The sequence below is a fragment of the Mycobacterium sp. P2_H7 genome, assembly GCF_056403275.1.
Window position 1 is genome coordinate 45,616 of sequence record NZ_JBFUFU010000026.1, and the last position, 14,176, is coordinate 59,791.

Consider the following 14,176-nt stretch of genomic DNA (forward strand, 5'->3'; position numbering starts at 1 on the left):
TGTTCAGTTCCTTTTCTATGCCTCGGCCAAGTAGCGGTGCACGAGCATGACGGCCATCGACCCCTCACCGACGGCAGCCGCCACCCGCTTCGCGGATTCGGCGCGTACATCTCCTGCAACAAACACACCGGGCACACTTGTTTCCAAATGGTGCGGCGGACGTTCCAGACCCCAACCGCAGACGTCGCGCAGATCGGGTCCGGCCAGGATGAAACCGTGGTCGTCGCGGGCCACCACGCCGTCGAGCCAGTCGGTGCGAGGTGTTGCGCCGATGAAGCAGCACAGCCGCGTCGAGTGCACCTCTTCGCGCTCTCCGGTGCGCCGGTCCTCCAGCGTCAGGCCCACCAGATGGTCGTCCCTGCCGCTGGTGCCGACCACCTCGGTGCAGGTGCGCACGCTGATGTTGGGCGTCTGCTCGATCTGCTGGATCAGGTAGTAGGACATCGACGTCTCCAGCGACGGCCCACGCACCAGCAGAGTCACCGATTTGGCTTGCTTGGACATGAACATCGCCGCTTGGCCCGCCGAGTTGGCGCCGCCGACGATGTAGACGTCTTCGCCGGCGCACTCGGAGGCGTCCGACACCGAGGCGCCGTAATAGACGCCCTTACCGATGAGGTTGGACTCATCGGCCGCCGAACAGCCGGACACCGAGAGTTCGCGGTACTCCACGCCGGTGGCGAGGATGACGGCGCGGGCACCGATGGTGCTGTGGTCCTCGAACGAGATGGTGCGGGCCGTGCCGACCTCGCCGGCCTGGAGCTTGACCGCCTTGCGGGTGGTGATCACCTCGGCACCGAACCGCTCGGCCTGGCGCCGAGCGGTGGTGGTGAGCTCGATTCCGGAGACGCCGTTCTCGAATCCGAGATAGTTCTCGATCCGCGAACTGCGCCCGGCCTGACCGCCGGTGGTCGCGCGTTCGATGAGCACGGTGTTCAGCCCCTCGGAGGCGCCGTACACAGCTGCCGCGAGTCCGGCGGGTCCGCCGCCGATGACCGCGAGGTCGTACATCTCCAGCGACGGGTTGGTGGACAGCCCCAGCAGGTCGGCGAGTTCGGCGTCCGACGGTTCGACCAGTGGGGTGCCCTCCTCGGTGATGACGACCGGAAGCTGCCTACCGTCGAGGCCGGCGGCGTCGAGCAGCTGCTTGCCCTTGGGCTCCTCGGCGGTGAACGCCTTGAAGGGGTAGGCGTTGCGGGCCAGGAACTGACGCACTTCCCAGGACCGGGGATTCCACTGGTGGCCGATGACCTTCGTGTACGGGATGGCCCGATCGCCGACCGCATGCCAGGACTCCAGGAGGCCGTCGATCACCGGGTACAGCTTTTCCTCCGGTGGATCCCACGGCTTGAGCAGGTAATGGTCGAGGTCGACGACGTTGATGGCGTCAATGGCCGCGGTGGTGTCGGCGTAGGCGGTCAGCAGGACCCGCCGGGCCATCGGGTAGAGGTCCATCGCTGCTTCGAGGAACTCGATGCCGCTCATCTGCGGCATCCGGTAGTCGGCGACGAACACCGCGACGGCGTCGCCGCGCAGCTTGAGTTCGTGCAGGGTTTCCAGGGCGTCCGGGCCGGATTCGGCGCGCACGATGCGGTACCGCTCGCCGTAGTGGCGGCGAAGATCGCGGGCCACGGCACGAGAGACGGCAGGGTCGTCGTCGACGGAGAGAATCACGGGCTTGCGGGGCTGGGGCGCGGGTCCAGTCATATCGCTTTCAATTATGCTCCCGCCGTCCACTGATTTCGGCGCTGACCTCCTCACATGACCGATTGTGAGGTGCCGCTTCGGCGATTTGGGTGCTGGCCATAGCAGAGGGTATTGTGGAGCAACGGTGCGGCTTCCGCGCCGACTCTTCTCGTGCCCGGTCATTGGAACTTCTTCGTTTCACCGATTCAGCCCACGTTTTGAAGTCGGAACGAAGGTGTGCACCGACTGCAAAAAGCGGGCGCACGATACGAAACGAAAGCAAGGATCGTCAGACAGTATGGCAAAGAAAGACGGTGCCATCGAGGTCGAGGGTCGCGTGGTCGAACCCCTGCCCAATGCGATGTTCCGCATTGAGTTGGAGAACGGACACAAGGTCCTGGCCCACATCAGCGGCAAGATGCGGCAGCACTACATCCGCATCCTGCCCGAGGACCGCGTCGTGGTGGAGCTCTCTCCATACGACCTGTCCCGGGGCCGCATTGTGTACCGATACAAGTAACTCGCCCTCAACCGCAACCACACCGAATGTGTGACGAGCGCTCGCGCCCGTCACCGCACAACCAAGAAGGATCGCGAAGCCGTGAAGGTCAACCCGAGCGTCAAGCCGATCTGCGACAAGTGCAGGGTGATCCGTCGGCATCGGCGGGTCATGGTGATCTGCTCTGATCCGCGGCACAAGCAGCGGCAGGGCTAGTCCCGAGCTCAAGCAGCTCCACCCACAACTGAATGCAGACCTCCCAGTACCACTGAGCAGATTCGCTGCTCATCACGTCCGGCACGGAGGCCGGACCCCGTGAGGGGAACGGACTGGGAACAGACCTCCGCAACCTAGAAGGAATCACTGCCACATGGCACGTCTCATGGGCGTCGATCTGCCGCGCGATAAGCGCATGGAGATCGCGCTGACCTACATTTACGGCATCGGCCGTACCCGTTCCCAGGAAATCCTGGACGGCACCGGTATCGACCGGAACCAGCGCAGCAAGGACCTGACCGACGATCAGGTCAGCCAGCTCCGCGAATTCATCGAAGCCAACCTGAAGGTGGAGGGTGACCTGCGCCGCGAGGTTCAGGCAGACATCCGCCGCAAGATCGAGATCGGCTGCTACCAGGGCCTGCGCCATCGCCGCGGCCTGCCGGTGCGTGGTCAGCGGACCAAGACCAATGCGCGTACCCGCAAGGGCCCCAAGCGCACCATCGCCGGCAAGAAGAAGGCCAGGTAATCCGAGATGGCACAAGCCAAGAAGGGCGCGCCCAAGAAGGGTGCTGCCAAGACCCGCCGCCGGGAAAAGAAGAACATCCCGCACGGCGCCGCGCACATCAAGAGCACGTTCAACAACACGATCGTCTCCATCACCGATCCGCAGGGCAACGTCATCGCCTGGGCATCCTCGGGCCACGTCGGCTTCAAGGGTTCGCGCAAGTCGACGCCGTTCGCCGCGCAGCTGGCCGCCGAGAACGCAGCCCGCAAGGCGCAGGAGCACGGTGTCAAGAAGGTCGACGTGTTCGTGAAGGGCCCGGGCTCGGGCCGCGAGACCGCGATCCGTTCGCTGCAGGCCGCCGGACTCGAGGTCGGCGCCATCTCTGACGTCACTCCGCAGCCGCACAACGGCTGCCGCCCGCCCAAGCGGCGCCGGGTCTAACGAGAATTTAGGAGAGGACCTCAAACATGGCTCGTTATACCGGACCCGCGACCCGCAAGTCGCGTCGCCTCGGCGTCGACCTCGTCGGCGGCGATCAGTCGTTCGAGAAGCGCCCCTACCCGCCCGGCCAGCATGGCCGTGCGCGGATCAAGGAGAGCGAATACCGCACCCAGCTGCAGGAGAAGCAGAAGGCTCGCTTCACCTACGGCGTCATGGAGAAGCAGTTCCGCAAGTACTACGAAGAGGCCAACCGCAAGGCTGGCAAGACCGGCGAGAACCTGCTCCAGATCCTGGAAAGCCGTCTGGACAACGTCGTCTACCGGGCCGGGCTCGCCCGCACCCGCCGGATGGCGCGCCAGCTGGTCAGCCACGGCCACTTCACCGTCAACGGTGTGAAGGTCAACATCCCGAGCTACCGGGTGTCGCAGTACGACATCATCGACGTCAAAGACAAGTCGCTGAACACCCTGCCGTTCGAGCTCTCGCGGGCCACCGCCGGCGAGCGTCCGATCCCGGGCTGGCTGCAGGTCGTCGGCGAACGTCAGCGGGTGCTGGTGCACCAGCTGCCGGTGCGGGCCCAGATCCAGGTGCCGCTCACCGAGCAGCTCATCGTCGAGTTCTACTCGAAGTAATGTCGCCCGGCCAACTGGCCGAGTGACACCGTAACGGCATCAAATAGCGGGTGCCGAGAAGGAGATAGAAACACCATGTTGATCTCACAGCGACCCACACTTTCCGAAGAAGTGTTGGCCGACAACCGTTCACGGTTCACCATCGAACCGCTGGAGCCCGGTTTCGGTTACACCCTCGGCAACTCGCTGCGGCGCACGCTGCTGTCGTCCATCCCGGGCGCAGCGGTGACCAGCATCCGCATCGACGGTGTGCTGCATGAGTTCACCACCGTTCCCGGGGTGAAGGAAGACGTCACCGACATCATCCTGAACCTCAAGGGTCTGGTCGTGTCCTCCGAGGAGGACGAGCCGGTCACCATGTACCTGCGTAAGCAGGGCCCGGGTGCGGTCACCGCCGGCGATATCGTGCCGCCGGCCGGTGTCACGGTGCACAACCCCGACATGCACATCGCCACCCTGAACGAGAAGGGCAAGCTCGAGGTCGAGCTCGTCGTCGAGCGGGGTCGCGGTTACGTGCCTGCCGTGCAGAACAAGGCTTCCGGCGCCGAGATCGGCCGGATCCCGGTCGATTCCATCTACTCGCCGGTGCTCAAGGTGACCTACAAGGTCGAGGCCACCCGTGTCGAGCAGCGCACCGACTTCGACAAGTTGATCCTCGATGTCGAGACCAAGAACTCGATCACCCCGCGGGACGCACTGGCTTCGGCCGGTAAGACCCTGGTCGAGCTGTTCGGTCTCGCACGGGAACTCAATGTCGAGGCCGAGGGCATCGAGATCGGCCCGTCGCCGGCCGAGGCCGATCACATCGCCAGCTTCGCGCTGCCGATCGACGACCTGGACCTGACGGTGCGGTCGTACAACTGCCTCAAGCGCGAGGGTGTGCACACGGTGGGCGAGTTGGTGTCTCGTACCGAGTCGGATCTGCTCGACATCCGTAACTTCGGCCAGAAGTCCATCGACGAGGTCAAGATCAAGCTGCATCAGCTGGGTCTCTCGCTCAAGGACAGCCCGGCCACCTTCGATCCGTCCGAGGTCGCCGGCTACGACGTAGCCACCGGCACCTGGACCGGTGACGCCGGCTACGACCTGGATACCGACCAGGACTTCGCCGAAACCGAACAGCTCTAAACCAGAAGTTCCGTCCCGGCCCTACCTGATACGGGGGTCGGCCCCACTTAGGAGATAGACGCAATGCCCAAGCCCACTAAGGGTGCTCGCCTCGGCGGGTCGTCCTCGCACCAGGCCGCGATCCTGGCCAACCTGGCCACGTCGCTGTTCGAGCACGGCCGTATCAAGACCACCGAGCCGAAGGCACGGGCACTGCGTCCGTACGCCGAGAAGCTGATCACCCACGCCAAGAAGGGCACGCTGAACAACCGGCGTGAGGTGCTCAAGAAGATCCGCGACAAGGATGTGGTGCACACCCTGTTCGCCGAGATCGGACCCTTCTTCGCGGACCGTGAGGGCGGCTACACCCGCATCATCAAGGTCGAGAGCCGCAAGGGCGACAATGCGCCCATGGCGGTCATCGAGCTGGTGCGGGAGAAGACCGTGACCAACGAGGCCGACCGTGCACGTCGTGCCGCGGCCGCGCAGGCCAAGGCAGCCGAGGCCGCTGAGGCCGACGCCCCGGTGGAGGACGCCCCGGTCGCCGAGGCTGAGGTCGCTGACGAGGCGATCGCCGACGCCCAGACCGACGAGGTCGTCGACGAGGTCGTCGAGTCCGAGGACAAGGCCGGCTCCGAGGATGAAGCCAAGTAGCCAAGCAATGAACGAACCCGCCATCGAAACCGATGGCGGGTTTGTTCGTTTGCGCCTCGATATCGCTTACGACGGTACGGATTTCGCCGGCTGGGCCACCCAGGACGGGCAACGAACAGTCGCCGGCGTGCTGGAGCAGGCGCTCGCGACGGTGTTCCGGACGCCGCTGGAGTTGCGGGCTGCAGGCCGTACCGACACCGGGGTGCACGCCTCCGGTCAGGTGGCGCATGTGGATATCCCCGCCGACTCGCTCGGCTACGCCTACCCGCGCACCCCGCGCCCGCAAGATCCCGAATTTCAGCCTCTGGTGCGCAGACTGGGCCGATTCCTGCCCGACGACGTGCGGGTGCTCGACACCGTCCGTGCGCCCACGGGATTCGACGCTCGTTTCTCCGCGCTGCGGCGGCACTACGAATACCGGCTCAGCACCGCCACTTTCGGTGCGGTGCCGGAGCAGGCCCGCTACATCACCCCCTGGCCACGCCGCCTCGACGTCGCGGCGATGGCCGAGGCATCCCGCGCGTTGGTGGGCCTGCACGATTTTGCCGCGTTCTGCCGGCACCGCGACGGCGCCACCACGATTCGCGATCTCCAGCGGTTCGACTGGGATGCCGAGGGCGACATCGTGACGGCCCGGGTCTGCGCCGATGCATTCTGCTGGTCGATGGTCCGGTCACTGGTGGGTGCCCTGCTCGCGGTCGGAGAGGGCCGGCGAGACGCCGCCTGGTGCGCCGACCTGCTGGAGGCGACATCGCGGTCCAGTGCGTTCCCTGTGGCGCCCGCACGCGGTCTCTCGCTCGTTCGCGTCGACTATCCGCCTGACGATGAGCTGTCGGCGCGCATCCTGATCACCAGGGACCTGCGGGTGCGGCCACCGGTCGAGCCTGCCTGACGGTATCGGCGGATCAGACGAGCTTGCCTGCGACGAAATTCGCGGCCTTGTTCACCATGCCTGCTTTGATGTACGCCGGCGCCAGGTGCTCTGGCCAATAGGTCTGCCAGTTCTCCATGTCCGTCGGGTTGCAGATCGGGTCGTTGCCGTGGCACAACTCGATGGTTCGACTCTGGAACGCAGGATTGAACTGTGTGATCGGGGCGACCCATTGAATACCGTTGCCGAACAACGCGATTGCCACGATGTGAGGGCTCGCGGTCGCCGGCAGTGGCAACTTGAAGTTGAGAATCGGGAACGGCATGGCAAGAACCACATCGGTGGCCGCCGCGCCGAGCGAGTACCCGCCCAGCACGATGGGCGTCTTCGGGCAGTTGGTCATGGTCGTCTGGATTCGGCGACTCATATCGTTGGCGCCCATGTCGATTTGGGTGTCGGCCGGGTAATTCACCGAATAGAGCGTGATGTTCTTCTTGGTCTTCTGGCGCAGTGCCGTCACCAAAGCGTTGCCGATCTGCCCCGCGCCTGGCGGTTCCATCCTGCCGCGCGCAAAGATCACTTCCGCGTCCGGACATGCCGCAGCCGAGGCGACGGGAGCGACACCGACGGGAGCGGCCGTGGTCAGCACAGCGCTGAACACGGCGAGAATGGCGGCGCACCACCGGATTCGACCCTTCGACATCAAGATCACCGGTTCGATTGTAGACAACCGAATTGACGTAACCGTTTTTCGATTCTCTACGTTTCCGAAACGTATTGGTGCCGTGACCTGCCGGAGATCTACTTATTGGACTCGCGCGGCGGCGAAATCAGCGGCCTGATTCACCAATCCGCCGTTGATATAGGAATCCTGAAGATGGCTGCCCCAGTCGTTCTGGAAGTCGGGCATTCCGGTGCGGCAGATGGGGTCCTCGGGATTGCAGGCCTCGAAGACCCTGTCCCGGAACGCCGGACCGACACCCGCACCACCCATCCGGCGGGTGACGTTCGCGAACAACACCACTGCGGCAACATGAGTGTCGACACCGGGGGGAAGTGGATTCTTGAAGCCGAACCCGTTGGTGTTGGCAGACAGCGCAACCGCGGCGGAGGCGGCGCCGAGTGAGTAGCCGCCCACGACCAGTCGAGTGTCAGGACAAGCCCCGGCCATGTACTGGATCCGTGAACTGACGTCGTTGGCACCTTGAGCGATTTCGGTGTTGGCCGGGTAGTTGGCGCCGTATGCGGCGACCTCCATGGGGACCCGAGCCCGCAAGGCGTCGATGAACGCGTTACCCAGCCTGCCGGGGCCCGGTGCTTCATTGCGTCCGCGCGCGAAGATCACTTCGACGGGCGGGCACGGATCCGCATGTGCGGAAGGAAGACCGCCCGAATTGAACGACGAAGAGACCATCAAACCGCCGACGGCGCCTGCCGCGGCCAGAGAGCACGCGGCGAGGCGCCGTACGAACGTCGAAATCATTGCCACCCAGCAAATACTAGCTGTACCTGTGAGGTGGTGGTTCTGCCCAGGTCAGCCGGGGAGGCCCTGCATCTCGATGGGCAGCGGCGCCGGTCCCTTGATGGCCGGCTCGGCCTTGGCAATGGCGGGCGCGTTGGCCGGTGCGGTCGGGGTCACGGTCGTGCCCAACTGCATGTCACCGTCGGCGACGGCGCTGGCCGACTGCTGCATCACCGCGCCGGTCGCCAGAGCGCCGATACATGCCAAGCCTCCGATGGCCGCGGCTGCCCGAACCCGGACGTCACTGAAAGAAAAGCTGTGTGCGTTCATGATCTAAGGTTTCCCATCAATCTTGTGTGCAATAGAAGTAACTCGTAACAAGATCAACAGGCGGATCGCTCGGAACATTCCTGTCTCGATGAGCGAAAATCTGTGACTTTCGTCGAACCTAGAGAAGCCCGGCGACGAAGTTGGCGGCCTGGTTGGTCGGGCCACCCGTGTAGGCGCGGTGCGCCGCGACGTCCTCGCCGGGGCCACAGACCGGGTCGCCACCGTTGCACAGATCGATGGCCCTCGATCCCCAGACGGGGCTTGAGGTCATCGGGAGGCCCACCTTCGCCGTCGGATTGCCGAAGACCGCGATCGCCGCGACGTGGTCGGGTGCGTTGGGCGGCAGGGGAGCGTTGAAGCCGACCGCGGGGAACGGGACGGCGGCGATGATGTCGATGACCCCGGCGCCCTGGGAATAGCCGCCCAGCACCATCCGGGTATTGGGGCAGTTGTCCATCACCCATTGGATGTGGCCACTGGCGTCATTGGCACCGGCCGCCGCGGCGAGGAAATCGAAACTGGCCGGGTAATTCACGGCGTAGGCGCCCACCGAACGCCCGCCGACCTTGTTGCGCAGTGCGCCGACGAACGCGTCACCGATCCGGCCGAGGCCTGGGCTGTCGTTGGTGCCGCGAGCGAACACCACCTCGATATCGGAGCACCCGTCGGCTTGAGCCGAGGCGAGCATGCCCGTGGATGCCGGAGTGATGACGGCTGCGGCGGCGGTCAGTAAGGCTGCGGATGTCGCCAGCGCGACACGACGAAAAAGGTCGAACGTCATGCCACACTCTAACGCGGAGTACAGCTAAACAAGTCGCGCGACGAATCCTGCTGCCTGTGGGATGAACGGCGAGGTCTCGTAGTGGGTGTGCGCGAACGGGTTACGTCCACGCGAGCAGATCGGGTCGCCGTCGGCGCACAGGTCGATGGCCCGGCCGCCGTAGGGGGCGGGCGCGGAGTTGGCCGGATGGCTGAACTTGGCGCCGGGATTTCCGAAGACCGCGACGGCTGCGATCTTGCCTGCGAGCGCGTCGGGCAGTGGCGGTGCCGACCCGACCTCGCCGATCTTGTCGCCGACGGGCGGGAGGCCGATCAGCATGTCGACGATGGCCGCGCCCTGCGAATAGCCGCCCAGCACGACCTTCGTCGACGGGCATTGCTGCGCCAGGGCCGCGATCCGGGCCGTCGCGTCGGATGCTCCGTCGGCGGCGGCCAGGAAGTCGTAGGTTGCCGGGTAGTTGATCCCGTAGGTGCTCAGCGTGCGGCCACCGAGCTGCGGCACCAACGCGTCGGCGAGCGCCTGGCCGACGCGGCCGATTCCCGGGTCCTCGCTGGTGCCGCGACCGAAGATCAGCTCGACATCTGAACACGGCTCTGCACTTGCCGTGGGTGCCGGGCCGGCCAGAAAGGCGAAGGCTGACACAACGGCGAATCCGAGGGCGGCCGTCCGGGCCGTGGGCTTGGGCAACTTCACGGACAGCATCTTCACACTCGCAGGCTAGTTGCTGCCAATCGCTTGCTCGGCGTGTGGCTGAGCCGGCGGCACATCGGGCCAGCCCGCATCCAGCACCGCATCTGCGCGGTCGCCCAGCCGGGCCAAGGTCAGGCCCAGCAGCACGACACCGCCGCCGAACGCTTGGGTCGCCGTGATGGCCTCACCCAGAAAAGCCCAGGCGATCAGGACCGCGAACAGCACCTCGGCCAGGCCGACCAGCGAGGCGAAGCGCGGGCGCAGCCGCGCCACACCGAAGATGCCGAGGGTGTAGGCGATGGCGGTGGGGATGATCGCCAGGGCGATGACCGGGATGAACCAGGGCAGCGTGAATCCGGCGACGACGGCACTGTGGGTGCTGAACGTCATGGGCATCACACCGGAGACGCCGAGGGCGGCAACGGCGACGGTGCCGACGACCAAGCCTCCGGCGGCCAGCGTGATCGGGTGCAGACCGTCGCCGTCGGAAGCGACCTGGTCGGACATCATGAAGTAGCAGGCGGCGCACACCGCGGCGGCCAGGCCCCAACTCACGCCGACGGAGTTGATGCGCGCGCCGGCGAAGACGTCCAGGACGAGCATGATGCCCGCGACGGCCAGGGCGACACCGGCGAGGGTGAGCTTGCCGGGCGCCCGTTTGGTGGTGGCCCACAGCCAGCCGACCACGAGGATCGGTGCGGTGTACTCCAGCAGCAGGGCGACGCCCACCGACAGGTGCGCGACGGCGTTGTAATAGCAGAGTTGGGCGCCCGCGATCGGGACGAGGCCGTAGGCGATGACGGTCTTACGGTGCGCGAGCGCGTCGCGGACCCAGTCCGGCTTGATGAGGCTGGCGAAGACGGCCATGGCGAGCGCGCCGCCGGCAAGGCGGGCGGTGACGGCGGCGGTGGGCGTCCAGCCGGCTTCCATGAGGGCCTTGGCCAGTGGGCCGGACATACCGAACGCGAAGGCGGAGGCCACGGCGAAGAACATGCCGAGCCGAAAATGACCGGTGTCGGCACGCGCGTCGATCGCGCTCATCGAGAACCCCCGAGCTGTAATGAGTAAAATGCAAGTTGGTCATGACGCTAGTGCGCTAGGAGGTCAGGCGTCAAATGATTTTTACTCATGACACAGAGCTCACGTTGCGGGCCGCGTGTGTGCTGATCAACAGCAATCGGGTCGACGACGAACACCTCGGTGACATGGCGGCGTTGGACACCTGCCTCGACGGGTTCGGCTGGACAGGCCGCCGGGACAGAGACGATGCGGAACTCGCGGCGGTCCATCGACTGCGGGAGCGCATCGGGCGGATCTGGGCCGCCGCCGATGACGAGGAACGTGTCGTCGGTCAGGTGAACGCGCTGCTCGCCGACACCCAGGCCTCGCCGTGGCTGACCCGGCACGCGGAGATGCCCGAATGGCATCTTCACCTGGCGTCGATCCATGACCCGCTGTGGCAACGGATGGGTGCCGAGATGGCCATGGCGCTGGCCGACCTCATCCGTGGCGGGGAACTCCGCCGGCTCAAGATCTGCGCGGCGCCCGACTGCGAGGCGGTGCTGTTCGACGTGTCACGCAACAGGTCTCGGATGTTCTGCGATACCGGGAATTGCGGGAACCGGCAGCATGTGGCGGCTTATCGGGAGAGGGAGCGGTTCAAAGACGGTTGAACTGACTGCCGTTCAACTCGAGGCTGAACTGCTTGAAGATTCGGAAGCGACCGGAATCCCGACGGAATTTGGCCACCCTCGTGACCCGGCCTCTTCAACTCATACGCCTTCGTCGCGCCGGTGACTTTCGGTGGCTCTCCAGATGTTTCTCCACCTGAGCCCCCGCCGTCGCTCTGACCGGTTCCGTTGTCCGGATCGCTGCCGCTCGTCGGAGTTGAATCCTGAGTTGAACTTGTGGAAGTGCCTTCAGTTGTCGTTGACCCGGTGTTCCACCATGACGTCGTGGCGCCGGAATCGGGTGTCGCTGCCGCGGAATACAGCGACTTCGGTTCGGGCGGTGCGGTGTCCCCGTATCCGCCCGATCCGGACTCGGTCGCATAGGCCGAACCCACCGGGCGCCGTTGGCTGCCAGATGATGGCGGACGAGACGACTTGCCCCCCTCGTGCGGAGGTGGAACCGGTACTTTGGCCTGATGCGGCCTCGATTCTTGGTAGGCCGCGCTCGGTGGTAGGTACTCGGGCGCAGCCGGAGGCGCGGCAGACTGCTCCAAATACTGCCGCCAGGCCTGCAGGGTCATCAACAGCTGCTGGGTGTAATCCGTTGGCGGAGCTGATGAATAGGCAGGCGGGCCGACCAAGGGAGGTGGCATCGGCGGCATGGCCGGCGGCATCTGCATGGGCGGCCCCGCTGCCATGGGCCACTGCGCTGCGGCGGGCAGACCGAGTCCCATCGTGGCCGTACCTGCCAACTGCTCCAGGTACTGACGCCAAGCCTGAAGGTAGGCAAGGAGGTTCGGGTCGAACTGTGGTGCGGTCATGTGTCGGCCTCCGGAATCTGAAACGGTGGTAGGTGGCTGGCGGCGTACGGTGTCGCCGGTGTGTCCAACGGATGGGGCAGCGATTCCACGGCGAAATCGGAATCGAGGACCCGCAGTGGGCGGGCGTCGGCCGGCTCACGGTTCTCGATATCGAAGATGTAGCAGTAGTCCCCCGCGGGGGTGGGCATCCGGATGGGGCTGGACAACCCTTGGTCCAGAAACCCGTAGGGAAATCGCCAGTCGAGTGTTGTGTCTTCCCGAAGGTCGGTGCCGCCCGATCCCACCCATACGTAGTGGTCCAGGATGGCGTTGACGGCATGGCGTCCTGATTCGCAGGCGGCCTCCATCGACGTCATCCGGGTGAACGTCTTGGTCCAGGTACCCGCGAACACCACCGAATTGTGATGCACCTGGTAACCACCGTGACGGGCCTGCCACACATTGCGTAATTCCAACTCTTCGAGCCACCACTCCTCGGTGGGCCGATAGGTCCACGATGTCCCGTGCGGGTTCCAGGGGTCGCCGCCCGGACGATTGGGCCAGTCGCCGATGATCGGCACGAGATAGGGGGTTTCGTTCCGGACGATGCGGCCGGTTCCCGCGGCGGTGACCAGTCCCCGGTCCAGCGTGTACCACGCCGGCCATGGCACGATCTCTTCCGGGGAGCTGCCGGCGTCGCTGGTGAGGGCACCCACGATCTGTCGCCAAATCTCGGCAGCAAGTTCGTCAGGCGTGCAGTCGCGGGCCGCTTTGCCGCGGCCCGTCTCGTCGACCAGATGTCCTGACGGCTTGTTGAAGTCACCGATGTCGACCGACAGCACCGAGACGTAGCCGTCACAGGCCAGATTGGGCCGCTTCTCCCACAGGCCGTGTTGATTGATCGAGGACAGTGCCCATTCGGTTCCCGAGTAGTACATGTGGCCTCGGAGCAATTGGAACTCCGTGTCGAAAAAATACTGGATGCCCGACAGGGTTTGGAAACGATCCCACGGCACGCGGCCCATCATGTCCATCGCATATGGATCACGGCGCGCCCCGGAGCGGGTGGCGCTCGGCTGCAACGGTCCATCGGACGGCGGAGCGAGCGTCGAGAACCCGTCAAGGTCGGCCACCGTGCCCCCAGTTCGCGCTGCGCGCAGCGCCATCGTGATTCTCTCGGCCGACGGGGCGTCGACGGCGACGACGGTGTAATCCGGGGTGACCCGCGTGCCATCGGCGAACGTGACGCACACGCGGGGCCGTAGGTGTGGCGGCCGAAGATCAACCGCAGGCGGATCGAGGCACTCGGCCGAAGCGCGCACGAAGCGAACGCCGATCTGTGTCAGGTGGCGATACCAATGGTCGAACCATGACTCGGTAGTCGGGGCGTTGAGGACTCCGTCGGCCTTGTTGTCCCGCCGGTCCATCTGCAGCTGTAGCTGTAGATAGGTGGTTATGTTGGTGCGGGCGTCGCCCCATCGCGAATCGAATGCGGCCAGGACTCTGGGCATTTCGAGTAGCAGAGCTTCGAACTGTGGCGTGTAGGAGAACCTTCGGTTACCGTCGGCCTCCCGTCCGACGAAATAGTCATATGCAGATAGGTTCTGTAGTTCGGTGGCGCGCCGTACCGGACTGGTGACCAGGTAGCGCAACAACCGGCTGACGAATGTCTGCACGTCGGTGACGCTGAAGCCCAAGCTGGTTAGTTGGCTTGTGAAGCTTATGAATTCGGCAAGGCTGCGCGGCGCTTCCCGTGGGAATACCAACGAAGGTTTACCGGCCACGGTAGTTCCTTGGGTCACCACTCGCCGAACGTTCTCCAGGACGGT

At 65.2% G+C, this 14,176-nt stretch carries 18 protein-coding genes; 10 read left to right on the top strand and 8 right to left on the bottom strand.

Features of this window, described 5'->3' with window-relative positions:
• Window positions 1-15 precede the first annotated feature (15 nt).
• Entirely contained in the window at window positions 16-1,707 is a 1,692-nt protein-coding gene (locus AC1DY7_RS29285; RefSeq protein WP_477497264.1) for an NAD(P)/FAD-dependent oxidoreductase, read from the bottom strand.
• A gap of 277 nt (window positions 1,708-1,984) precedes the next feature.
• Between AC1DY7_RS29285 and infA the strand changes: the two genes are divergently transcribed.
• From infA to truA, 8 genes are all read left to right on the top strand, one after another.
• Window positions 1,985-2,206, top strand: a complete 222-nt coding sequence (gene infA / locus AC1DY7_RS29290; protein WP_003418601.1) for a translation initiation factor IF-1 — start codon at window positions 1,985-1,987, stop codon at window positions 2,204-2,206.
• 81 nt (window positions 2,207-2,287) lie between these two features.
• Window positions 2,288-2,401, top strand: coding sequence for a 50S ribosomal protein L36 (gene rpmJ, locus AC1DY7_RS29295; RefSeq protein WP_079925868.1), 114 nt, complete (start codon window positions 2,288-2,290; stop codon window positions 2,399-2,401).
• Between the two features lie 154 nt (window positions 2,402-2,555).
• Window positions 2,556-2,930, top strand: a complete 375-nt coding sequence (rpsM, locus tag AC1DY7_RS29300) for a 30S ribosomal protein S13 (RefSeq protein ID WP_477497265.1) — start codon at window positions 2,556-2,558, stop codon at window positions 2,928-2,930.
• Between the two features lie 6 nt (window positions 2,931-2,936).
• On the top strand, window positions 2,937-3,350 hold the full coding sequence (gene rpsK / locus AC1DY7_RS29305) for a 30S ribosomal protein S11 (protein WP_078020665.1): 414 nt from the start codon (window positions 2,937-2,939) through the stop codon (window positions 3,348-3,350).
• Window positions 3,351-3,376: 26 nt separating this feature from the next.
• Window positions 3,377-3,982, top strand: a complete 606-nt coding sequence (rpsD, locus tag AC1DY7_RS29310) for a 30S ribosomal protein S4 (RefSeq protein ID WP_477497266.1) — start codon at window positions 3,377-3,379, stop codon at window positions 3,980-3,982.
• Window positions 3,983-4,057: 75 nt separating this feature from the next.
• The gene (locus tag AC1DY7_RS29315) at window positions 4,058-5,110 is read left to right on the top strand and encodes a DNA-directed RNA polymerase subunit alpha (RefSeq protein WP_477497267.1); all 1,053 of its coding nucleotides are present in this window, start codon (window positions 4,058-4,060) and stop codon (window positions 5,108-5,110) included.
• Between the two features lie 63 nt (window positions 5,111-5,173).
• Window positions 5,174-5,743, top strand: a complete 570-nt coding sequence (gene rplQ, locus AC1DY7_RS29320) for a 50S ribosomal protein L17 (RefSeq protein WP_477497268.1) — start codon at window positions 5,174-5,176, stop codon at window positions 5,741-5,743.
• Between the two features lie 7 nt (window positions 5,744-5,750).
• Entirely contained in the window at window positions 5,751-6,635 is an 885-nt protein-coding gene (gene truA / locus AC1DY7_RS29325) for a tRNA pseudouridine(38-40) synthase TruA (RefSeq protein ID WP_477497269.1), read from the top strand.
• A 13-nt stretch (window positions 6,636-6,648) separates the two neighbouring features.
• Here the strand turns inward: truA and AC1DY7_RS29330 are convergent, their stop codons facing one another.
• From AC1DY7_RS29330 to AC1DY7_RS29355, 6 genes are all read right to left on the bottom strand, one after another.
• The gene (locus AC1DY7_RS29330; RefSeq protein WP_477497293.1) at window positions 6,649-7,317 is read right to left on the bottom strand and encodes a cutinase family protein; all 669 of its coding nucleotides are present in this window, start codon (window positions 7,315-7,317) and stop codon (window positions 6,649-6,651) included.
• A gap of 102 nt (window positions 7,318-7,419) precedes the next feature.
• Window positions 7,420-8,097 (bottom strand): cutinase family protein, encoded by a 678-nt coding sequence (locus tag AC1DY7_RS29335; RefSeq protein ID WP_477497294.1) that lies wholly within the window; start codon window positions 8,095-8,097, stop codon window positions 7,420-7,422.
• A 51-nt stretch (window positions 8,098-8,148) separates the two neighbouring features.
• A complete protein-coding gene (locus AC1DY7_RS29340) occupies window positions 8,149-8,406 on the bottom strand; it encodes a hypothetical protein (protein ID WP_477497270.1) in 258 nt (85 codons plus the stop codon).
• Between the two features lie 118 nt (window positions 8,407-8,524).
• Complete coding sequence (locus AC1DY7_RS29345; protein ID WP_477497271.1) at window positions 8,525-9,187, bottom strand: cutinase family protein; 663 nt, start codon at window positions 9,185-9,187, stop codon at window positions 8,525-8,527.
• Window positions 9,188-9,211: 24 nt separating this feature from the next.
• Window positions 9,212-9,889, bottom strand: coding sequence for a cutinase family protein (locus AC1DY7_RS29350; protein WP_477497295.1), 678 nt, complete (start codon window positions 9,887-9,889; stop codon window positions 9,212-9,214).
• A gap of 15 nt (window positions 9,890-9,904) precedes the next feature.
• Complete coding sequence (locus AC1DY7_RS29355; protein WP_477497272.1) at window positions 9,905-10,918, bottom strand: EamA family transporter; 1,014 nt, start codon at window positions 10,916-10,918, stop codon at window positions 9,905-9,907.
• Between the two features lie 74 nt (window positions 10,919-10,992).
• Between AC1DY7_RS29355 and AC1DY7_RS29360 the strand changes: the two genes are divergently transcribed.
• Together AC1DY7_RS29360 and AC1DY7_RS29365 are read left to right on the top strand one after the other, a co-directional pair.
• Entirely contained in the window at window positions 10,993-11,550 is a 558-nt protein-coding gene (locus AC1DY7_RS29360; protein WP_477497273.1) for a CGNR zinc finger domain-containing protein, read from the top strand.
• A 240-nt stretch (window positions 11,551-11,790) separates the two neighbouring features.
• The gene (locus tag AC1DY7_RS29365; RefSeq protein WP_477497274.1) at window positions 11,791-11,931 is read left to right on the top strand and encodes a hypothetical protein; all 141 of its coding nucleotides are present in this window, start codon (window positions 11,791-11,793) and stop codon (window positions 11,929-11,931) included.
• Between the two features lie 433 nt (window positions 11,932-12,364).
• Here AC1DY7_RS29365 and AC1DY7_RS29370 read toward each other — a convergent pair whose 3' ends face one another.
• Window positions 12,365-14,023 carry a hypothetical protein gene (locus AC1DY7_RS29370; RefSeq protein ID WP_477497297.1) on the bottom strand — a complete coding sequence of 553 codons (1,659 nt, stop codon included), beginning with the start codon at window positions 14,021-14,023 and terminating at the stop codon, window positions 12,365-12,367.
• Window positions 14,024-14,176 lie beyond the last annotated feature (153 nt).